General features: G+C 65.3%; 18 protein-coding genes. 12 read left to right on the forward strand and 6 right to left on the reverse strand.

Features of this window, described 5'->3' with window-relative positions; translation table 11 throughout:
* The first annotated feature begins 101 nt into the window (after positions 1–101).
* Positions 102–2,267 carry an acyltransferase family protein gene (locus tag ACYVF5_RS07540; RefSeq protein ID WP_460944899.1) on the forward strand — a complete coding sequence of 722 codons (2,166 nt, stop codon included), beginning with the start codon at positions 102–104 and terminating at the stop codon, positions 2,265–2,267.
* Between the two features lie 9 nt (positions 2,268–2,276).
* On the opposite strand, the gene ACYVF5_RS07545 is transcribed toward ACYVF5_RS07540, so the two are convergent.
* From ACYVF5_RS07545 to ACYVF5_RS07560, 4 genes are read right to left on the reverse strand one after another with little or no spacing between them, the layout of a single operon-like run.
* A complete protein-coding gene (locus tag ACYVF5_RS07545) occupies positions 2,277–3,929 on the reverse strand; it encodes a dipeptide ABC transporter ATP-binding protein (RefSeq protein WP_460944902.1) in 1,653 nt (550 codons plus the stop codon).
* Entirely contained in the window at positions 3,926–4,738 is an 813-nt protein-coding gene (locus ACYVF5_RS07550) for an ABC transporter permease (protein ID WP_460944903.1), read from the reverse strand. Before ACYVF5_RS07550 ends, ACYVF5_RS07545 begins: the two co-directional genes overlap by 4 nt.
* Complete coding sequence (locus tag ACYVF5_RS07555; protein WP_460944905.1) at positions 4,735–5,724, reverse strand: ABC transporter permease; 990 nt, start codon at positions 5,722–5,724, stop codon at positions 4,735–4,737. The genes ACYVF5_RS07550 and ACYVF5_RS07555 overlap by 4 nt, the downstream gene beginning before the upstream one ends.
* A complete protein-coding gene (locus tag ACYVF5_RS07560) occupies positions 5,721–7,379 on the reverse strand; it encodes an ABC transporter substrate-binding protein (RefSeq protein ID WP_460944907.1) in 1,659 nt (552 codons plus the stop codon). Before ACYVF5_RS07560 ends, ACYVF5_RS07555 begins: the two co-directional genes overlap by 4 nt.
* Before the next feature lie 322 nt (positions 7,380–7,701).
* Between ACYVF5_RS07560 and ACYVF5_RS07565 the strand changes: the two genes are divergently transcribed.
* The 8 genes from ACYVF5_RS07565 to ndk all read left to right on the forward strand — a co-directional run bounded on the left by ACYVF5_RS07565 (position 7,702) and on the right by ndk (position 16,895).
* On the forward strand, positions 7,702–9,273 hold the full coding sequence (locus ACYVF5_RS07565; RefSeq protein WP_460944909.1) for an HNH endonuclease signature motif containing protein: 1,572 nt from the start codon (positions 7,702–7,704) through the stop codon (positions 9,271–9,273).
* 153 nt (positions 9,274–9,426) lie between these two features.
* Positions 9,427–9,993 (forward strand): TetR/AcrR family transcriptional regulator, encoded by a 567-nt coding sequence (locus tag ACYVF5_RS07570; RefSeq protein WP_460944911.1) that lies wholly within the window; start codon positions 9,427–9,429, stop codon positions 9,991–9,993.
* Positions 9,990–10,349 carry a DoxX family protein gene (locus ACYVF5_RS07575; protein WP_460944913.1) on the forward strand — a complete coding sequence of 120 codons (360 nt, stop codon included), beginning with the start codon at positions 9,990–9,992 and terminating at the stop codon, positions 10,347–10,349. Before ACYVF5_RS07570 ends, ACYVF5_RS07575 begins: the two co-directional genes overlap by 4 nt.
* A gap of 188 nt (positions 10,350–10,537) precedes the next feature.
* Positions 10,538–11,134, forward strand: a complete 597-nt coding sequence (locus ACYVF5_RS07580; protein WP_460944915.1) for a TetR family transcriptional regulator — start codon at positions 10,538–10,540, stop codon at positions 11,132–11,134.
* Positions 11,135–11,360: 226 nt separating this feature from the next.
* Positions 11,361–14,753 carry an isoleucine--tRNA ligase gene (gene ileS, locus ACYVF5_RS07585; RefSeq protein ID WP_460944917.1) on the forward strand — a complete coding sequence of 1,131 codons (3,393 nt, stop codon included), beginning with the start codon at positions 11,361–11,363 and terminating at the stop codon, positions 14,751–14,753.
* Positions 14,746–16,110 (forward strand): bifunctional folylpolyglutamate synthase/dihydrofolate synthase, encoded by a 1,365-nt coding sequence (locus ACYVF5_RS07590; RefSeq protein ID WP_460944919.1) that lies wholly within the window; start codon positions 14,746–14,748, stop codon positions 16,108–16,110. The genes ileS and ACYVF5_RS07590 overlap by 8 nt, the downstream gene beginning before the upstream one ends.
* On the forward strand, positions 16,107–16,475 hold the full coding sequence (locus tag ACYVF5_RS07595) for a DUF4233 domain-containing protein (RefSeq protein WP_460944921.1): 369 nt from the start codon (positions 16,107–16,109) through the stop codon (positions 16,473–16,475). Before ACYVF5_RS07590 ends, ACYVF5_RS07595 begins: the two co-directional genes overlap by 4 nt.
* A gap of 3 nt (positions 16,476–16,478) precedes the next feature.
* Entirely contained in the window at positions 16,479–16,895 is a 417-nt protein-coding gene (ndk, locus tag ACYVF5_RS07600; protein WP_460944923.1) for a nucleoside-diphosphate kinase, read from the forward strand.
* Positions 16,896–16,927: 32 nt separating this feature from the next.
* Here the strand turns inward: ndk and ACYVF5_RS07605 are convergent, their stop codons facing one another.
* The gene (locus tag ACYVF5_RS07605; RefSeq protein WP_460944925.1) at positions 16,928–17,548 is read right to left on the reverse strand and encodes a vitamin K epoxide reductase family protein; all 621 of its coding nucleotides are present in this window, start codon (positions 17,546–17,548) and stop codon (positions 16,928–16,930) included.
* Positions 17,549–17,938: 390 nt separating this feature from the next.
* Here ACYVF5_RS07605 and ACYVF5_RS07610 point away from each other — a divergent pair, with 390 nt between their 5' ends.
* Positions 17,939–20,467, forward strand: a complete 2,529-nt coding sequence (locus tag ACYVF5_RS07610) for an Rne/Rng family ribonuclease (protein ID WP_460945311.1) — start codon at positions 17,939–17,941, stop codon at positions 20,465–20,467.
* A gap of 57 nt (positions 20,468–20,524) precedes the next feature.
* On the opposite strand, the gene ACYVF5_RS07615 is transcribed toward ACYVF5_RS07610, so the two are convergent.
* Positions 20,525–20,812, reverse strand: a complete 288-nt coding sequence (locus ACYVF5_RS07615; protein WP_460944927.1) for a DUF4031 domain-containing protein — start codon at positions 20,810–20,812, stop codon at positions 20,525–20,527.
* Positions 20,813–21,057: 245 nt separating this feature from the next.
* On the opposite strand from ACYVF5_RS07615, the gene rplU reads away from it, so the two are divergent.
* Positions 21,058–21,375 carry a 50S ribosomal protein L21 gene (rplU, locus tag ACYVF5_RS07620; RefSeq protein WP_460944929.1) on the forward strand — a complete coding sequence of 106 codons (318 nt, stop codon included), beginning with the start codon at positions 21,058–21,060 and terminating at the stop codon, positions 21,373–21,375.
* A 20-nt stretch (positions 21,376–21,395) separates the two neighbouring features.
* Positions 21,396–21,656 (forward strand): 50S ribosomal protein L27, encoded by a 261-nt coding sequence (gene rpmA, locus ACYVF5_RS07625; RefSeq protein WP_460944931.1) that lies wholly within the window; start codon positions 21,396–21,398, stop codon positions 21,654–21,656.
* Positions 21,657–21,755: the final 99 nt, after the last annotated feature.

The following is a 21,755-nucleotide window of genomic DNA, read 5'->3' on the forward strand; positions in this document are numbered from 1 at the left end:
CTGCGGCTCCGATTTCGCTATAGGCGGCACCGTGTGAACGTGCCTGAGTGTTGTGATGTCTCCATGCTACCGTCCACGTATCGGATGAAACGATGAGCGGGATGAGCGCCACAGAGACACCCAGGGCCGTGCAGCCGGGTCATGGGGGCGAGAGGGCTGCCGCGCGAACCGACATCCAGGGCCTCCGCGCCATCGCCGTTGTGCTCGTTCTCGTCTTTCACCTCTGGCCCGCCGTCCTGCCCGGCGGCTACATCGGGGTCGACGTGTTCTTCGTCGTCTCGGGTTTTCTCATCACCGCCCACCTCGTGAGAGAGACCGACAGATCAGGAACGGTTTCGCTGCCCCGTTTCTGGGCTCGTCGGGCTCGTCGTCTCCTGCCCGCGGCTCTCACCGTTCTCGCCGTCACCGTCGTCGCCACCCTGACATTCGTTCCGGCCGGTCTCGTCGCGCCGTTCATGCGGCAGATCACGGCCTCATCGCTGTACGTCGAGAACTGGGCGCTGTCGTTCGAATCGGTTGACTACATGGCGGCCGAGAACGTGGCCTCGCCCGTGCAGCACTACTGGTCACTGTCGGTCGAGGAGCAGTTCTATCTCGTCTGGCCGCTGCTCGTGGTCGCAGCGATCGCCGTCGCCGCCAGGTTGACCGCCCGCGGTGTGCGAGTCTCATCACACCGGGCGATCGCCGTAGCACTCGGTGCCGTCGCGGTCGGATCGTTCGTCTGGTCGATCGCGTACACCTCACGGGAGCCGGCACCGGCCTACTTCGTCACAACGACGCGCGCGTGGGAGTTCGCTGCGGGCGGCCTGCTGGCACTGGCCGTCGCCTCGTCGCGATGGCGCCGCATGTCAGAGACGATGGGGCAGAAACCGCGAGCGGGTGTCGCATGGGCGGGGATCGGGATCCTCGCCTGGGGGTGCTTCTCGCTGTCGGGGAGCACGCCTTTTCCGGGCTGGGCCGCCCTGATCCCTGTCGTCGGCACCGTGCTCGTCATAGCCGCAGACGACGGGCGCTCTCGCGTCGGGCCGGATATGTTCCTGAGCCTGCGTCCGATGCAGTGGCTCGGAGACGTCTCGTACGCCGTGTATCTCTGGCACTGGCCGCTGATCGTGCTCCTGCCGTATCTGCTCGCACGCGGTCTGACGTTCGCGGATCGCATCGCGGTCGTTCTGCTCAGCCTGGGCCTCGCCTGGGCGACGACGCGTTTCGTGGAGCAGCCGATACGTTTCGGCAGGGCGTCCAGGTGGCGGCCCCACATTGTTTTCGCGGCGACGGCGGCGTCGATGGCCGTTGTGGTGCTGGTCTCGTCCTCTGGAACCGCCATGGGCGAGGAACGCATCGCCGCCGAACACAAACGAATCGAGCAGCTCGTCTCAGAGCAGCCGGACTGCCTCGGGGCGGCCTCACTCGAACCGCTGTCCGGCTGCGACGCCTACGAGACCGCTCTCGAGAGGGTTGTGCCTGATCCTGCCCTTGCCGACGATCCTCCGGATCGATGCATCACCGGAATCCGCAGCGCCGACGTGAGGGTGTGCGACTACGGCGCAGAGCCCGAGAAGGCTTCACGAACGATCGCCCTCATCGGTGATTCGCATGCGGAACAATGGCTGCCGGCCCTCGTCGAGGTGGTCTCGGAGCGCAACTGGCGGATGTACGTCATCGCCAAGAGCTCGTGCCCGTTTTCGACGGCCGAGCGATACGAAGACGACATGTCGCCTGAAGTGCTCGCCGAGATGAACGAGAGCTGCCGCGGCTGGAACGACGGGGCGCTCGAGTTTCTCGAGACGCACAGCGAGATAGACACGATCGTGACGTCGACCCGATCGAGCAATCCGGTGCGAGCGGAGCGGGGTGAGGACTGGCAGAAGACCGCTGAGAAGGGCTATGAGGATCGCTGGAGCGACCTGCCGCAGAGCATCGAGAACATCGTTGTGGTCAGGGACACCCCGCTGATGCCGCAGACCATGCTTCCCTGTGTCGCCGAGAACGGACCGGCGGCCGCGAAGGAATGCGCCGTCGACCAGACGGATGCCGTCGGCGACGACCCGCTCGTCGATGCGGCGGTCTCCACCGATGACGACAGGGTCAGCGTCGTGGACTTCACGGATTATTTCTGCGTCGACGAGAAGTGCCCGCCGGTCGTCGGAGGTGTGCTGGCCTATCGCGACACCCATCACATCAGCTGGGTGTACGCAGAGACGCTGGCGCCCTATGTCGACGAGCAGCTCGGCGCGGTGCTCGGGGAACCGGCCGTCATCGTCACCTGACGCCGGTTCTCACCGGACAGATGCACGGGTGTCGAGCAGATGCCGTGTATACGGATGCTGAGGGTCTCGCAAGACGTCCGCCGTCGCTCCGTGCTCGACGATGCTGCCCAACCGCATCACGGTGATCTCGTCGCTCATGTGCTCGATGACGCCCAGATCGTGTGAGATCAGCAGGTAGGCCAGACCGCGCTCCCGCTGCAGTTCGTCGAGAAGGTCGAGCACCTGGGCCTGGATGGAGAGATCGAGTGCAGAGACAGGCTCGTCGAGAACCAGGACACGAGGTTCGACGGCCAGTGCGCGGGCGATCGCCACTCGTTGGCGCTGGCCGCCCGAGAGGGTGCGCGGCCTCGCCGTCATCAGCGAGGAGTGCAGGCCGACGGCATCGAGTGCGTCTCGGACGGCCCGCTCGACGGTGCGTGGGCGAATCGACCGGCCGCCGGTGACGGCGTCGGCGATGATGCTTCCGACGCTCCAGCGTGGATCGAACGAGCTTGCCGGATCTTGGAACACAGCACCGAGCATCCCTCGCCGGCGTCGGCGCTCCCGCTCGCGGATGCCGGTCCACGGCTCGCCGAGCAGGGCTATGCTCCCGCCGTCCGGCTGCTCGAGACCGAGAATCATCTTTGCGATCGTCGTTTTTCCCGACCCCGATTCGCCGACGAGGCCGAGGGTGCGCCCGGCGCTCAGCGCGAGCGAGACGTTGTGAGCCGCGACGACGGCGGTGCCGTGCACCCAGAACGTCCGCGAGAGCTTCTCGGCCTGCAGAAGCACCTCTGGCGGCGGAACAGGCACCGGGTTATCGCCGGAGTCTTCTGCAGCAGACGTCACCGCTCTGTGCGAGGCCGAGGGTGAGCCGCCGGCCCCCGCAGACAGGGCTGTGCCGCGCGGTTTGCCCGATGGCACGGCGGCGAGAAGACGTCTGGTGTACGGATGCTCCGGATTCTCGAGCACGCGCGCGGTCGGTCCTTCTTCGACGATCAGTCCAGAGGTCATGACGACGACCCGATCTGCGACGCTCCTGACGACAGAGAGGTCGTGTGAGACGAGCAGGATGCCGGTGCCCTCGTCGCGCAGGTCGGCGAGCAGCCGCAGGATGCCTGCCTCGACCGACCGGTCGAGGGCTGTCGTCGGCTCGTCGGCGACGAGCAGGCGGGGCTGCGCGGCGATGCCAGACGCGATCAGGGCTCGTTGACGTTGCCCGCCCGAGAGCTCTCCGGCGCGCTGCCGTGCCCGCAGCGCCGGTTGCTCGAGTCCGACGTTCTCGAGCAGGTTATGCACACGGGCCATGCGGTCAGAGGCATTCAGCCGGGTGTGGAGCGCAAGGGTGTCAGAGATCTCACGCCCGACCGGGCGGAGGGGGTCGAGCGAGACCAGGGCGTCCTGGGCGATCATGCCCACCTCACCGCCCCGAAGGCGCCTCAGCGCAGAGGCGTTCGCCGTGATCACGTCTGTTCCCGAGACCGTGAGCGCCGCGGCGCTCACGGATGCGCCGGGCCCGGCGAGACCGACGATGCTGCGCGCCGTCACGCTCTTGCCTGAGCCGGACTCGCCGACGATCGCCACACATTCACCGGCCTGAACCGAGAACGACACGGCATCGACAACCGTGCGGGCGCCGAAGCGCACGGTCAGGTCACGCACCTCAAGGAGCGGTGTGGTCATTGCGCATCCCTCCGGCGCTTCTGCGCCCCGCGGCCGATCACGGTGACCGCCGCAGCGCTCGCGACGATCGCGAGACCGGGAAAGAAGGTCATCCACCAGAAGTTCGCGATGTAGGTGCGCCCGGCGGCGAGCATCGCCCCCCACTCCGCCGCGGGCGGAACCGCGCCGAGCCCGAGATAGCTCAGCGATGACACCCAGATGATGGCCTGCCCGAGCCCGAGCGTCGCGAGCACGAAGAGCGCGGCAGACACGTTCGGCAGAATGTGGCGGGCGATGATCACCGGCCGGCTGCGCCCGAAGACGCGTGCCGCCTGCACGAACTCAGAGCTCGCGGTGGTTCGAACCTGCGATCTGATGATGCGTGCATAACCGGGTGCTGTGGCCAGTCCGACGGCGATTGTCGAGCTGAGCACGCCCGGACCGTTGACGACGATGAACAGCAGGGCCAGCAGCAGTCCGGGGAACGCGAAGAGCACTTCGACCAGCCTCGTTGTGCCGAAGTCGAGCCAGCGGGGCCCGAGGCCGGCGATGAAACCGAGCAGGGCGGCCAGGCCGATTCCGATGGCCGTGGCGAGTGCGCCGATCAGCAGCGACTCTCGTGTTCCGTGCACGACACGGGTGTAGATGTCGCGCCCGGATTCATCCGTGCCGAACGGATGCCCCCACGACGGTGGCCGAAAGGCATCCGTCGGCGACACCGCAAGGGGGTCGCCCGGGGCGAGCGCAGAGGGCATAAGCGCGGCGACCAGCAGAATGCCGACGATCGCGAGCGCGATGATCTCGGCGATGCCCGGCCTCTGACGCCTCATGTGCGTGCTCCTGAGAGACGGGGATCGATCAGGCGGTCGGCGATGTCGGTGACGAGCGTGACGATCGTGTAGCCCAGGGCGACGACGAGAACGATTCCCGTGACGAGCGTGACATCCCGAAGCTGCACGGCCGAGAGAAGGGTTCGGCCGAGCCCCTGCCGGGCGAACACCGTCTCGACGACCACAGCGCCGCTGATCAGGGATCCGAACGCCCATCCAGACAGGCCGACGGCCGGGATCGCCGCGTGTCGCAGGGTGTGGCGCCAGAAGATGCCGGATTCGCGTTCTCCGCGTGCGCGTGCGGTGACCACGAACTGTGAATCCATGGCGGCGAGCAGGGACTCCCGCATGACCTGCCCGAGAAACCCCGCGAGGGGGAGCGCCAGCGTGAGGGTCGGAAGGATGAGGCCCAGCACACCGGGAACGCTGATCGGCGGCAACCAGCCGAGTGTTGTGCTGAACACGAGCACCAGCACGGTTCCCAACCAGAAGTGCGGGACGGCCGCTGCCACGAGTTCGAGCCCGGAGCCGACGGCCCACGCCATTCGCCCGCCCTGCACACTCCAGACAGCCATAACGAGTGCGATCACCCATGCGACGGCGAGGGCGCAGAGGGCGAGGATGAGCGTGGCGCCGAGCTGCTCGCCGATCGCGGACGCCACCGGCCGGTTGAGCGAGTACGACTGCCCGAGGTCTCCGCGAACGAGACGCAGCAGGTAGTCGCCGTACTGCACGATGAGTGGCCGGTCCAGCCCGTGCTCCCGCCGCACCTGCGCGAGCGATTCTTCGCTCGCCTGCGACCCGGGACCGCCGAGGATGGCCTCTGCCGGGTCTCCGGGGATCAGGCGGATGCTGAAGAACGTCACTGTCGCCGCGGCCCACAGAACGAAGGCGAGGCCGCCGATTCTGGCGAGGAGCCACGACCACCGGCGACCGCCCGCGCGCCGAGGGCGCTGTCGTTCGGTCGACGGTGGTGGCAGGGTCACGACGAGAGCCACGCCTCGGCGAAGGTCGGTGTCGAGACCGTCGGCATGGCGCGGAGGCCGCGCAGGGACGATGTGTAGAGAAAGTGGTTCTGCTGGTCGTAGAGGGGAAGGATGTAGTGCCCCTCGAGAATGATGCGCTGCGCGTCGTGATACAGCGTCTCCCTGGCCTGGGGGTCCGAGGTGCTGCTCGCCTCGGACAGCAGGCTGTCGAGCTCGGGCAGGCTCACCTGTGCGAGGTTGGCGAAATACCCGCTCGGCGCCGGGGTGATGCTCGACGAGTGGTACAGGATGCGCAGCACGTCTGGGCCGACCTTCGTGTATGGCGCGCTCACCAGGTTGTAGTCGTTCTCGGCGAGGGCTGCGTACCAGCTCGACAGGTCGAGCGGATGAAGCCGAACGTCGAAGCCGGCGTCCTTCGCGCCCGCCTGGATCTGTTCGAACAACGACTGTTCAGCGGGGATCGACTGATTGGTGCTGACGGGAAAATCGAGAACGAGGCGTTCGCCGTCTTTGATCCGGTACCCCTCGGCATCCGTCTCGTCCCAGCCCGCATCGTCGAGCAGCTCAGCCGCTTCGTCCTGGTCGGTCTCGAACAGCTCGGAAAGCGAGAGGGCTGCCGATTCCCGGCTCGAGAGCGCGGAGTAGGAACGCTCGGCGGTGCCGAAGAACAGGCTGTCGATTCCGTCGTTCACGTCGACGGCGCGAATGAACGCCTCGCGCACCCGTTCATCGTCGAACGGCGCTTTGCCCGAGTTCAGCTCGATCCGGTTCGACGCACCGGGACGCGGGGCGTTCAGGTGCTCGATGGTGTCCACCGACTCCGCGGCCGCGATGGTGTCAGGCTGTGCGTTGTCGATGACCTGCACCTCGCCGGACTGGAGCGCCGCGTATCTGCTCGCGGAGTCCGGAATGAACCGCCAGACGATCTCGTCGAGGTAGGCGGGTCCGTCGAGATCCGAGTCCGCGGGCGGTGAGTTGTAGTCCTCGTTGCGCACGAGGGTGATGGAGTCCTGCCTGTTCCATTCCTCCACGATGAACGGCCCGGTGCCCACCGGTGACGCGCAGTTCTCGTCTTTGCTGCGCGCGAGAGCGGCGGGCGACTCCATGGCGACCCACACCTGGGACAGGCTTTCCAGGAGCGCGCTGTCCGGTTCGGTCAGCGAGAGACGGATGGTGTGCTCGTCGACGACCTCTGTCGCCGCGACCTTGCCGAGAGCCAGGTACCCGGTCGATGACGCGGTCTCGGGGTTCTGCACGTGTGCGATGTTGGCGGCCACGGCCTCGGCGGTGAACGGCGTGCCGTCTGTGAACGTGACGTCGTCGCGCAACGCGAACTCCCAGCTGAGTCCGTCGTCGCTCTCCGTCCAGTCGGTGGCGAGCCAGGGAATGACCCTGCCGTCGTTGTCGAGCGAGACCAGGGACTCCAGGTACTGCGTCGCGATGAGAGCCTGCGGATAGTTGCCCCCGACGTGCGGATCGAGGCAGGTGGGTTCGGCATCACCGGACGCATACGTCAGTGTGCCGCCTGTGACAGGGTCGTTCGCCGCGGCATCGTCGGATGTGCCTGGCGCGCAGGCGGTGAGAACCAGGGCGCTCGCCGCGGTGATCGCCAGGGTGGCGATGGAGGCGCGACGATGCGAGTGGAGCGCGGGCATGAAGATCCTTCTGTTGTGTGTCAGGTGGGTTATCGGGTGAGTGGCTGCTGGGGGTTAGTGGTTGCTGGGCTTATTGGTTTGAGTGCAGTAATAGCTTATCGGCCCAGCGGCCCGCCGGCGCTCGCCCGGTAGGGAGCCTGTCGGGGCTCGTCAGGTCGAGGAGAGCCTGCTCTGACGTAACCGCTCTTCAAGAAGCTCCGCACGTGCGCCAGGCGTCGCCTTATGGAGGTCGACGCGATCGTCGCCCTCGTGCTTCCCAGGCGCCTGCATTTCACCCACGAAACGACTAGAACATATGTTCGAATGTGTGGTAGAATCGGGTATGGCCGCTGATGAACAGAGCACTCCTCCGGATGACGGGGTGTGCTCCGCTGCGGCGCGTCGTGCGGGTGAGGTTTCGGCTTTGATCGCGGAGGTTGTTGAGGCGGATCGTGAGGTGGCCAGGGCTGAGGCGCGGCGGGTTGTGGTGCTTGATCGGGCCAGGCGGTGTGCTGAAGAGACCGTGTCGGGGGTGGTGTTGGATTCTGGTGTTCTGTCGGGGTCGCGGGTGGATGAGTTGGGGTATCGGTCGTTCATCGCGGAGCTGGCCGCGGCGATGCGGGTTTCGGAGTCGTCGGTGCGTGTGCTGGTGGAGGAGGCTCGTGTGTTGCAGGAGTCGTTGCCGTTGACTCGGGCTGCGTTGGCTGCGGGGGAGATCGGTTATCGGCATGCGAGGGTGATCGTTGATCAGGTGTGGTCGTTGCCCGATGACGCGGTGCCGGGGTTCGAGGAGCGGGTGTTGCCGGTCGCGAGGGTGATGACGCCGGCGCGGTTCGGTGTGGCGGCGCGGGTGTTGCGTGAGAGGGTGCATCCGGAGACGATCCGTGAGCGTCGGGTGAAGGCTGAACGGGGTCGTGGTGTGGAGTTCAGTCCCGCGGCGGATGGGATGGCGTGGTTCGGGTTGAAGCACACGGCGGAGATCGTGACCTCGCTTCACGCGGCGACGATGGCTGCGGCGCGGAGTCTGCACGAGGGTGCGGGTGGGGTGGATGGTCGCACGATCCAGCAGATCGCTGCTGACGTGCTCGCTGATGTGATCGTGGCCGGGCATGTCCTCGGCGGCGCCGACGGGCCCCTTGACACCTCCGAACCGGCGGCCGCCGAACCGACGACAGCTGAATCGGGCGCACCGGCCACCGCCGAAACGGCTATAGCCGGACCGGCACCCGCGATGGGGTCGGGGGCACCCGCGCTGGCAGCGGCACCCGTAGATGATGATGCTGGTGAGGGATTGGCCCGGTTCCGGGCGGTGCTCGGGATCGGGGATCGGCGTCTGTCGATCCGGCCCACGGTCATGGTCACCGTTCCCGCGCTCACTCTTCTTGATCTCGACGCTGAACCCGCGACCCTCGACGGGTACGGGCCCATCGACCCCGAGACCGCGAAACGGCTCGCCGGGAACGCGCCCTCGTTCACCCGGATCCTCACCCACCCCGAGACCGGCGCCGTCCTCTCCGTCGGCCGTGACTCCTACACCGTGCCAGCGGACCTGAAACGTGCCCTCCGGATCCGGGATCAAACCTGCCGGTTCCCGGGCTGCAACCGCAAAGCAGGGAACAGTGACATCGACCACACTGTTGACTGGCAGTACGGGGGCCAGACCGCGCTCACGAATCTTGCGCATCTCTGCCGTACACATCACACTCTGAAACACCGAACCCGGTGGAACGTGACCCAGCATCCGGACGGGGTGCTGCAATGGTCCTCGCCCCACGGTGACACCCACTTCACCTACCCCGCACACAGGCTCCCCACTCCCGCGCCCGCACCCGCACGTCCGCCGTCACGCGCACGGGAACTGCTCGACGCCCTCCTCCCACCACCCCGAGAACTCCCCACCGAACCACCCTTCTGAACGCCCAGCTCCGTTCCGGTGCGAGAAACGTAGAGACAGGCGCGATCACACGGCCCCACGGTATGGCACGGAGGGGTGGCGCTCGGAGGTGGAAGAGGTCGCGGGATTCCTCTAGGATGAACGTGTTCAGTGAACATGTTCAGGACGGTGGAGATGGCAGCGATTCGAGACGCCGCACGGCGTGAAACCCAGTCGAGGGTATTCGCTGCGTCTGAGGCGTTGTTCCGCGAGCGGGGCTTCGCCAACACGACAATCCGTGACGTTGCCGCGGCGGCGGGAGTGAGCGTGGGGACCGTGATGGCGGTCGGCGACAAGAGCACCCTGCTCGTAGCCATCTTCGACCGCCTCATCGAGAGCGTCCACCAGCGCCGGTCAGGTATCGAGACTCACGGGTCCGCATCGGATCGGGTCATGGTGCTGCTGGACCCCTTCATCGCCCTGTTCACAAGTCGTGGCGAGCTGGCACGGGCCTACGCGTCGATCCTTGTCGCCGGCCGCCACGACTCGACCGTGTTCACCGAACTCGCCGCAATGCTCGTGAGAGAGATCCGCGCGGTGTTCGGCCCCGGGAGTGACACGCTCGCGCAAGCGGTGTACCGGGCTTATCTGGGCACCTTGTTCATGTGGGCTGCGGGTGGGAGCGACGATCCTGTGGTGTTGAGAGAAGACCTGCACCACACACTCGCCGCACTCTGTCCGAAAGAGGAGAAGAATCAATGATCTTGCTACCGAGTCTGTGGTGGCTGCCCAGCCTACTCGCCGCCGTACTGCTCGCCGATGCCGCGCTGTCGGTCAGGCCTCCGGCCTTCATCCGCGACTGCCTGAACGGGGTGAGGTTCCCCCGCGACTGGTGGTGGACACTCATCGTCATCAAGACACTTGCAGCCGCCGGGCTGATCGCGGGCATCTGGGTTTCCGGAATCGGATTCGCCGCGAACCTCGGTGTGGTCGCCTACTTCCTCTGCGCGGTCGCTGCACATCTGAAAGCGCGATTCCTCGGGCAAGCGTTCTGGATCAACTGCCTCGGCATGCTTGCCTTGGCCATGATCATCCTGGTGCTGTCCTACGCGTTATAACAGTCCCGCTGCAGTGAGGGCACCGCTCGTGTTCGTGTCGTCAGCTCCGACGCTCGGTCGTGTCGACGTTGCTCCGCCATCCGACAAGCCCGCGGGCCCTGCCTTGGTCTCGTGCCGTTCGCCGATCGACTCGCCGGTTACGATGACGAGCAGAAGCAGAAGCAGAAGCAGACGACGAGGGGACGACGATGGCAGACGCACGAGTCGGGCGACCGCGCCGGTCGAGCCGAGAGACCATTGAAGATGCCGCGGCCGAGCTCTTTCTCGAGCAGGGCTACGACAAAACGACTGTCGAGCAGATCGCGCAGCGAGCCGGTGTCAGCCGGAACACCTTCTTCAATTACTTCCCAGCCAAATCAGACGTGCTGTGGGTCGACCTCGATGAGAGCATCTCGGGTCTTGAAGCAGAATTGTCCGAGACTCCGCCGTCCGATGATCCGCTCACCACTGTCGCGAGGGCCCTACTCGATGTCGCGTCGGGACATCCCTCCGATCGTGTTCCGTGGGCGCTCACCCAGGCCGAGCTGATGCGAACGGAGTCCGAGCTGCAGGCATCCGGTCTGGCGAGGATCATTCGCGCCGCTGCCGTCATCGAGACATATCTCGGCGCGTGCGCATGGTCGCACCGGCTCGAGGCACGAGTGATCGCGTTCGCGCTTCTCGGCGCCAGCGCAGCGGCCTGCGGCTCATGGGCGGATGCGGGCGTCTCCCGTCGTCCGCTGGCCGACTACCTCGCTCCGGCGATCGAGCCCGTCTGCCGAGGCTTCGCCGCAGAAGGCCCGTGAAGAGGCTATCCTTGACGACTAGAGACAGTGAACCGGCCATCACCGGGGAGTTTTCGGAAGAACAGCGGATGCTCGCAGCCGCCAAGTAGAACCGAACGGGTCCGGCCCGTCACAGCCGAAGAACGAGCGGTCGTTGTCGGTCGGTGAACGGCAGGCAACGTCAAGCGGGGTGGTACCGCGGTGCATGCATCGCCCTCGCAGGAGAAAACAACCTGCCAGGAGAGCAATGACCTACCCGAAGCCGAACGCCGAGAACGCCGATGGCACCGCTTTCGGCGTGACGCCGTCCCCTCGATTCCCCGAGATCGAAAAGAACGTTCTCGAGTTCTGGAAGAAGGACAAGACCTTTCTCGCCTCGATCGAGCAACGCGAGGGCTGTGAGGAGTGGGTGTTCTACGATGGTCCGCCCTTCGCAAACGGCCTTCCGCACTACGGCCACCTTCTGACCGGGTATGCCAAAGACCTGTTCCCTCGGTTCCAGACCATGCGAGGCAAGCAGGTGCACCGCCGGTTCGGCTGGGACACCCACGGACTCCCGGCAGAGCTCGAGGCGGAGCGGCAGCTCGGGATCACTGACAAGAGCCAGATCGAAGAGATGGGAATCGCCGCCTTCAACCAGGCGGCGAAGGACTCCGTCCTGAGATACACAGCAGAATGGCAGGAGTACGTCACCCGCCAGGCCCGGTGGGTCGACTTCGACAACGATTACAAGACTCTCGACATCAGCTTCATGGAGAGCGTGATCTGGGCGTTCAAACAGCTTTATGACAAAGACCTCGCCTACGAGGGCTACCGTGTGCTCCCATATTGCTGGCGTGACCAGACCCCGCTGTCGAACCACGAGCTGCGCATGGACGACGACGTCTACAAGATGCGTCAAGACCAGACGGTCACCGTGACCTTCCCCCTCGTCGGCCCGAAGGCAGAATCGCTCGGGCTCACCGCCGTCAGGGCACTCGCCTGGACGACGACACCGTGGACGCTGCCGACGAACCTGGCGCTCGTCGTCGGTCCCGCGATCGAGTATGCAGTTGTGCCGGCAGGCCCGAACGGCACACCGGATGCCACGGTGCTTCGTGAGAAGCCGGCGGCAGCCGGCGAGGCGACACAGGTGCTCGGCGCGGAGTATCTGCTCGCGAGCGATCTCGTGGGCTCGTATGCGAAGGATCTCGGCTATGAGTCGGCCGACGAGGCCGTCCGAGCCGTCTCGCGCACAGTGCGCGGGGCGGACCTCGAGGGCGTCAGCTACGACCGGCTGTTCGACTATTACGCCGATGCCGAGGTGTGGAACACCGGGAACGCCTGGCAGATTCTCGTCGACGATTACGTCACGACCACAGACGGCACGGGCATCGTGCACCAGGCGCCCGCATACGGTGAAGACGACCAGCGGATCTGTGAGGCCAACGGCATCCCCGTGATCTTGTCGCTGACCGACGGAGGCGTCTTTCTTCCCGAGGTCACCGAGGTCGCCGGCCTGCTCTGGTCAGACGCCAACAAACCCCTCACGCATGCGCTCAGGGCGGAGGGCCGTCTGCTGCGCCAGGCAAGTTACGAGCATTCGTATCCGCACTGCTGGCGATGCCGCAATCCGCTCATCTACAAGGCCGTCTCGAGTTGGTTCGTGCGGGTTCCGGAGTTCAGGGAGCGCATGGGTGAGCTCAATCAGCACATCAACTGGGTGCCTGAGAATGTGAAGGACGGACAGTTCGGAAAGTGGGTGGGGAACGCCAGGGACTGGTCGATCAGCCGCAACCGATACTGGGGGTCGCCGATCCCGGTCTGGAAGAGCGATGACCCCGAGTACCCGCGCATCGACGTCTATGGTTCGCTCGACGATCTCGAGCGCGACTTCGGGGTGAGGCCCGCCGACCTGCACCGTCCGTACATCGACGAGCTCACCCGGCCGAACCCGGATGATCCCACCGGAAACTCGGTGATGCGGCGCATCACCGACGTGCTCGACGTCTGGTTCGACTCGGGCTCGATGCCGTTCGCCCAGGTGCACTACCCGTTCGACAACCGCGAATGGTTCGACGATCACAGCCCCGCCGACTTCATCGTCGAGTACATCGGTCAGACGCGTGGCTGGTTCTACACGATGCACGTGCTCAGCACAGCGCTCTTCGACCGCCCGGCGTTCAGCAACGTCATCAGCCACGGCATCGTGCTCGGCAGCGACGGACAGAAGATGTCGAAGTCCCTGCGCAACTACCCAGACGTCAACGAGGTGTTCGACCGCGACGGCTCGGATGCCATGCGCTGGTTCCTGATGTCGAGTTCGGTGCTGCGCGGCGGCAACCTCATCGTCACCGAGGAGGGCATCCGCGAGGGCGTACGCCAGCTGCTGCTGCCACTGTGGAACACCTGGTACTTCTTCTCGCTCTATGCGAACACGGCAGAAGAGGGCGGATACGACGCCGTGCGGCGCACCGACTCGGCGGATGCGCTCGACAGGTACATCCTGGCGAAGACGGGGGAGATGGTCACCGAGGTGACCACTCACCTCGAGAACCTGGACTCACCTCTCGCGGCCGCCGCGCTGAGGGACTTCGCCGACGTGCTCACCAACTGGTATGTGCGGCGGTCTCGCGACCGCTTCTGGAGGGGAGTGGATCGGGCGGATCCGTCGAGCACCGAGGCCTTCGACACCCTGTACACAGTGCTCGAGACGCTCACCCGCGCCGCCGCGCCGCTGCTTCCGCTCATCACGGATCAGGTCTGGAAAGGCCTCACCGGGGGCAGGAGCGTGCACCTCACGGATTGGCCGGATGCGGGAGAGTTCCCCCTCGACCAGCCACTCGTCGAGGCCATGGACACGATCAGGCGCATCACCGGTTCTGCGCTCTCGTTGCGCAAACAGGCGTCGAGGCGCGTGCGACTGCCGCTGCCCAACCTCACAGTGGTCACGCAGAGTGCAGCTGCCCTCGGCCGGTTCGACGGCATCCTTCGCGAGGAGCTCAACGTCAAGAGTGTGACCCTGGTCGAGCTCAGCGACACGAGCGCGGCGGACTACGGAATCACATCGAGACTCACCGTCAACGCGAGAGCGGCGGGCCCACGGCTCGGCAAAGACGTGCAGAACGTGATACGAGCGGCCCGCGCCGGCGACTGGAACGAGAGCGACGGTGTCGTGACCGCCGGCGGAATCGCACTCGCCGACGGCGAATACGACATCGTGCTCGAAGCAGCGGCCTCAGAGGGCCGTGAGCAGGCGCTTGCCCTTCTCGCCGGCGGCGGGTTCATTCTGCTCGACACGCAGACGACACCGGAGCTCGAAGCAGAGGGACTCGCGCGTGATGTCGTGCGTGCCGTGCAAGACACCAGGAAGGCAGCAGGTTTCGAGGTGAGCGACCGCATCAGGCTCGATCTCGTCTTCGTCGCTGAATCAGACGCCGACGCGGTTCGCTCGGTTGCCGACCTCGACATCGCCGCCGAAACGCTCGCGACCGGGTACGAGATCCACCTCGCGCCGTCCGGTGGTGAGCTCTCGCCCGAATGGGCAGAACCCTACATCGGCCAGGCCGAGTACGCTCAGGAGTTCCGTGCAGGGCAGTTTGCCAACACCGGCCGTTTTGTTGTGGCCGTGTCGCGAGAGGGAGGGGCAACGGATGTCTGATGGCGGGATCGACGAGTTCGAATCGGCGGGCGATGAGGTCTATCGCGCACTGCTCGCCCGAGCGGGGGAAGGCAACCCGGCGCCCAGGCTCGAACCGACGAGAAAGGTTCTCGAGCTGCTTGGCGACCCACAGCGGGCGTACCCGATCATCCAGCTCACCGGCACAAACGGCAAGACGAGCACCAGCAGGATGATCGAGAGCATCCTGAGGGCGTATGGTCTGCGCACGGGTCTGTTCACGAGTCCTCATCTGCAGCGTTTTAATGAGCGCATAGCTCTCGACGGCGCGCCCATCGGCAACGAGGCGCTCGCGGCGAACTGGGCGGACATCGAACCGTATGTCGCCATGGTCGATGCAGAGCTCGGTGTCAAAGGCGAGCCCTTGCTCACCTATTTCGAAGTGCTGTCCGTTCTCGCGTTCGCGAGTTTCGCAGACGCGCCTGTCGATGTCGCTGTCATCGAGGTCGGGATGGGTGGCGAATGGGACTCCACGAACGTGGCCGACGCGCAGGTGGCTGTGTTCACGCCGATCGACCTCGACCACACCTCGATTCTCGGGCACTCCATCGCCGAGATCGCGCGTACCAAAGCGGGGATCATCAAGCCGGCCGCCACCGTCGTCACTGCCGAACAGAGCCCGGAGGCGATGCGTGAGATCGAGCGCGCGGCTGAACTCACCGAGGCGAAGGTGCTTCTTCTCGGGCGGGACTTCTCGCTGGCCGACGATGTTGTCGCGGTCGGGGGACAACAGGTGTCGATCACCGGTGTCGCCGGTGAGTACAACGAGATCTACCTGCCGCTCTATGGCGATCACCAGGGCAAGAACGCGGCGGTGGCGGTGGCCGCCGTCGAGGCGTTCTTCGGCGAAGGCACACACACCCTGTCGGCCGATCTGCTGAGTGAGGGACTCGCAGAAGTCACCTCACCGGGGCGGCTGCAGCTGATCGGCACCGAACCGACGACCCTCGTCGACGCAGCGCACAACCCCCACGGCGCCCGTTCACTGGCCGAGTCGCTCGACACCTATTTCGACTTCGACGAGATCGCACTCGTCGTCGGTGTGCTCGCAGACAAGGACGCCTCAGGCATCCTGTCGGTGCTCGCCCCGCTCGCGCAGCGTCTCTATCTCACGCAGCCTCAGTCGGATCGGTCGGTTCTCGTCGACGACCTGGCCGAAAGATCGAGCCGCATCGTCGACCCGGCGATCACCACCACCCACGACGATCTCGAGGATGCCCTCGAATCCGCCAGGGAATGGGGCGCCGACTCCGATCGCAGGCTTGTCGTCGTAGCGGGATCGGTGCTGCTCGCGGGTGAGGCGATCACGCTCGCCGAGCAACGCGGGTGGAAGAAATGAGTTCACGAGTCAGACGGCAGAGAACGGTCACAGAGACCCTTGGCTCGATCGTGATGGCGTCAGAACTCGTTGTGGTCTTTCTCGCATCGCTCGTCGCGTTCGGGCTCGGAGCGCTCACCGCACCCGTCGCACTCGGGGGCGGCGGTGCTCTCTGCCTGCTGATGGCTCTCACAACAGGCCTGCTGCGCTATCGCTGGGGAATCGTTCTCGGTTGGGTGGTGCAAGGCAGTATCGTTGCAACCGGAATTCTGCTGCCGATGATGTTTCTGGTCGGCAGCATCTTCGCTGCGATGTGGGTGTATTGCATGTTCAAGGGTGCAGCCATCGACCGGCAGAAGAACCTCGCACATGACGTTGGAGAGTAGAAGATGGCAGTTGAAGAGACACTCGTTCTGGTGAAGCCCGACGGTGTGGCCAGAAACCTGACAGGTGAGATCCTGAGAAGGATCGAAGCGAAGGGCTACTCGCTCGTCGACATCAGGATGCTCCAGCCCGACCGCGAGATTCTGGCGAACCACTATGCCGAGCACGAGGGCAAGTCGTTCTATGAGCCCCTTGTCGAGTTCATGCTGTCAGGGCCGGTCGTTGCTTTTCGTGTGGCCGGCGATCGTGTGATCGAGGGATTCCGCGCCATCGCCGGGACCACTGACCCGACGACTGCAGCTCCGGGAAGCATCAGGGGAGACCTGGCCAGGGACTGGGGTCTGCCCGTGCAGCAGAACCTCGTCCACGGCTCTGACAGCCCGGAGTCGGCGGCGAGGGAACTCGCGCTCTGGTTCGGCTGAGCGGCGGGTGAGCCTCTGCAGAGGCTGCTCGGTCAGAGCCCGATGTTTCCGATGACATCGAGGCGCACCTGGGCGACGATCGCGATGATGAGGTAGCAGGCGAACGTCACCAGCGCGAGCCAGCCGGACAGCATCCTCGCCGTTCGGCGCGCGCCGCCGGGCGCCGGGACGATCCCCTCTCGCACAACGAAGAACCAGATCGCGAAGAACGAGGGAATGGTGACCGCCCAGGTCACCATGCACCACGGGCAGAGTGTGCCGAGCACGAATATGCTCTGGGTGATCAGCCAGATGACGAGCGCCATAGCGCCGGTCATGCCGAGGGTGAAGAGCCACCAGTACCATCTGGCGAAGCGTGCGCCTGCAAGGACGGCGGCGCCCGTCACAATGGGCGCGATCCACCCCGCCAGGCCGATCAGGGGATTCGGAAAACCGAGAAGCGATCCCTGCCACGAGTCGAGATTCGCAGAGCACTGCACGAGCGTGCCGAAGTCGCATGAGAGCGCGTCCCCGGGTTTCTCGAGCGATGCGAGGCGTTCGAGAGTCAGCGCGAACGCGGCGATCCAGCCGATGGCACCGGCGACGATGAGGGTGATCGCCAGACCGACGGGCTGCGGCCGGCGGGAATCCGGTGGTGTCGTCGAGGCAGTCACAATCCGGATTATGGCACACCGGTTTTCGTGTCGGCTGTCCGCAAAGACACGTGGTGGACGCGACGCATGCGATAATGGAGCCAAGACCGACGGGGCCGCGCCCCGTCGGCACCAGAGAAGGCTTGTTGGGCAAAGTCAGCCCAGTTGTTTGCGTCGGTCGATTGGCCGGCGCTCCAAGAGACAGAAACAGTGACGAGGCCACCGGGCCCGTCAAGACCACAGGATTTGTGGATCACCAGCCACGGCGGTGATCCGCGTGAGAGTACCCGGGCTGGTAGCGCGGTCGCCGCCCGGTCGAGGAGTGCACCAGAAATGGTGGAAGAGAATACTGAAAATCGGGTTGATGATTCAGCCAACGTGACGAATGTTCCCGAGGGGATCAGCGCCGGCATGCAGACGGGCGCTCCGACGGACGCCCCGGGCGAGAATCCCACGGCCGAACAGGCGCGCGACGGGCAACCAGCAGTCGCCGACGCGCCGTCCGACAGGGGCCAGGCGTCTGACCGACAGGTCGAGCCGGCAGACCAGTCGGAGCCACCGGCGGGTGCCGGCGTCACAGCGGGTGTCGAGGAGCAGGTCGAGCCGGCCACACAGCCATCGCACGATGCAGCGCCGGAAGCTGAAGAACAGTCGCCGAACGAAGAACAGGCGCAGAATGACGAGACAAGCGACGTGCCTGTGCCGTTTGTGTCTGCTCCGTCGACGGCCCTGATCTTCAAAGCTCCAGACATCAAGCCGCTCCCGCCGCGCGCATACGATGACGACGACGACACCAACGAATACGACGCTCCGAACGTGCGACGCCGCGCCAGGCGCCGGGCAGGGGATGAGAACCGGAACGGCCAGAGCGACCCGACGAACACCGTCGTCAAGGTCAGGCAGCCGCGTGAGCCCGAGCTCATCACCGAGCCTCAAAAAGTGAAGGGTTCGACCCGGCTCGAGGCGAAGAAGCAACGCCGCCGTGACGGACGGGATGCCGGTCGTCGGCGGCCGGTGGTCACCGAGGCCGAGTTCCTGGCTCGTCGAGAATCGGTCGACCGTCAGATGGTCGTCCGATCCAAAGACGGACGCATCCAGATCGGCGTTCTTGAAGACAAGGTGCTCGTCGAGCACTACGTGGCTCGGAATCAGGATGCCTCGCTGATCGGCAACGTCTACCTCGGACGTGTGCAGAACGTGCTTCCGAGCATGGAGGCGGCATTCGTCGACATCGGCCGTGGGCGCAACGCCGTGCTGTACTCGGGTGAGGTCGACTGGGACGCCGCCGAGACGGGCAACCAGCCTCGTCGCATCGAACTGGCGCTGAAGCCGGGCGACAAGGTCCTTGTGCAGGTCACCAAGGATCCGGTCGGACACAAGGGGGCGAGGCTGACGAGCCAGGTCTCGCTGCCGGGCCGTTACCTCGTGTATGTGCCGAACGGATCGATGAACGGCATCTCTCGCAAGCTGCCGGACACCGAGCGCGCCAGGCTCAAGAAGATCCTGAAAGAGGTGCTCCCCGAGAACGTCGGCGTGATCGTTCGCACCGCCGCAGAAGGGGCGACAGAAGAGCAGCTCACGATCGACGTGAACCGCCTGACCTCACAGTGGGAGAACATCTCGAAGCAGGTCGAATCCGTTCAGGCGCCCGCGCTCCTGCACTCCGAGCCCGACCTCTTGATCAAGATCGTCCGTGACGTCTTCAACGAGGACTTCCAGAAGATGCTGATCCAGGGCTCGGATGCCCAGCAGACCATCGAGGCGTACCTGCGCCAGGTGGCTCCCGACCTGCTCGAGCGTATCGAGAGCTACGAGGGCACTCGAGATGTCTTCGACGAGCACCGCATCACGGAACAGATCGAGAAGGCACTCGACCGCAAGGTCTGGCTCCCCTCCGGCGGCTCGCTGGTGATCGACCGCACAGAGGCGATGACCGTCGTTGATGTCAACACCGGCAAGTTCGTCGGCACCGGAGGCAATCTCGAAGAGACGGTCACGAAGAACAACCTCGAGGCCGCTGAAGAGATCGTGCGCCAGCTTCGGTTGCGCGACATCGGGGGCATCATCGTCGTCGACTTCATCGACATGGTTCTCGAGACGAACCGCGATCTCGTTCTTCGGCGACTCGTCGAGTGCCTGAGCCGCGATCGCACCAAGCATCAGGTGGCAGAGGTCACCTCGCTCGGTCTGGTGCAGATGACCAGGAAGAAGCTCGGCCTCGGCCTGCTCGAGACCTTCAGCGAAGCCTGCGACGTCTGTGCCGGCCGTGGTGTCGTCGTGCACCACGACCCGGTGGTCAAACACCGTCAGACACCACAGCCAGAGCGCCGCAGAGGCGGCCGAGGCGCTGGCCAGAACGGCGGGTCACAGAACAACGGTTCGTCGAACGGCGGCGGAAGCAAGCTCGCAACGCACGCCATCACCGACGACGCGAAGAACGCACTCGCTCAGATCGCCGCGTCGACCATCGCGGGGTCGCCGGGTGAGCCCGGTGCGGACGAAAAGCCCGCCTCGGCGGCGGAGACCGCTGCTGTCGATGGCAGCCGGCCGGCTGCGGACGGTGACGAGAGCGCCCGCGATGCGTCTGGTCGTCCGGCCCGAAAACAGCGTGGCAGAAAACGCCGGGCATCGTCGAGCGATGTGCCGCAGGGTGAGATCGAGCCGGGCCCCGGTCTCGGCGATGCAGACGTCGTGCAGGCGGAGACGAGCGACGCTCAGCAGGCACAGCCGATGGCCATCCTCGACATTCCCATCGCGCCGGCGCGCGCGCCGCAGCGTTCCGACGCCCGGACGGCCGAGGACCTGCTCAGTTCCGTTCTCGACGCGCTGCCTGAACCGAAGAAGCCGGGCACGGGCCGGAATCGATCCCGCCGGGTCACGACGGCGGCCCTCACGGGAACACCGGTCACACACGACTCCAAGCAGGAGCAGGGCGAGTAGCTCGCGGGCGATGCGGGTGCGACGTGAGTCTCCGCCCGCATCGCCGCGTCTGCCCCGTCAGCTCGATGTCTGTCGGAGTGCACGGCGTTCGCGGGAGGTCACACGCAGGCCGCTTGCGATCAGGCGTCGCACGAGTTCCTTGCCCCCCACATGCTCTGCGCCCGCCTCGATCAACGCGCCGTGCCGTTCTGCCGGCACGTCGTAGTGATCGAGATCGAAGCTGCGCGCTGGCACTCCATTGGCGTGTGCAAAGGCGTGCAGCTCATCGAGGGAGCGGTCGCTCACGAGGTGGGCCCACAGTGCGTTGTGGGCGGGCCACAGGGGGTCGTCGATGAGCACAGCCATACGTCGATTCTAGAAAGCCGCGCCGCTGCCGAGTGTCATTTGTGAGATCGGCTCTCATCGAGTAAACTCGACAGTTGGTGCGCGTTGGCTTATCCCCATGTCGCGTCCACGGTTTTCTGTCAGCCGAGACCCTCCTTCCCGCTGGGGTCTTATGCACAGTGCAACACAGAGGCAGTGCAAGATACAGGCAGTTACTTTCATCTCAGTTGGAATCGGAGCTTCGCTCCCACACGTTAGGTATAGAAGTGGTTTACGCAGTAGTGCGCGCCGGCGGTCGGCAGGAAAAGGTAGAAGTGGGCACCATCGTCACGATGGACCGAGTGAAGGCGGGCAAGGTCGGCAAAGACGGCACGCTCACTCTCGCCCCTGTTCTTCTCGTCGACGGTGAGAAGATCACCTCAGACGCCGAGTCGCTTGCCAATGTGACGGTCACGGCAGAGGTCATCGAGAACCTCCGTGGCCCGAAGATCGTCATCCAGAAGTTCAAGAACAAAACCGGATACAAGAAGCGTCAGGGGCACCGTCAGGAGCTCACGCGCGTCAAGGTCACCGGCATCAAGTAAGACCACAAGGAGAAAAGCTCATGGCACACAAAAAGGGAGCGAGTTCGACTCGCAACGGTCGCGACTCGAACGCGCAGCGCCTTGGCGTCAAGCGCTTCGGTGGCCAGGTCGTCGGCGCTGGGGAGATCATCGTCCGTCAGCGTGGAACGCACTTTCACCCCGGTGTGAACGTCGGCCGTGGTGGTGACGACACTCTGTTCGCCCTCGAAGCCGGTTCGGTCGAGTTCGGCCACAAGGGTGGCCGCAAGGTCGTCAACATCGTTGCGGCCGGTGCCGAATAGGCTTTCAGCGACACGCAAGACCAACACTCACACAGGGGCGAGCTTCGGCTCGCCTTTGTGCTTTACAGGGGCTCTCGCCACCTCGTGGCAGCTGCCGAC

This window comes from Okibacterium endophyticum, from assembly GCF_054780075.1.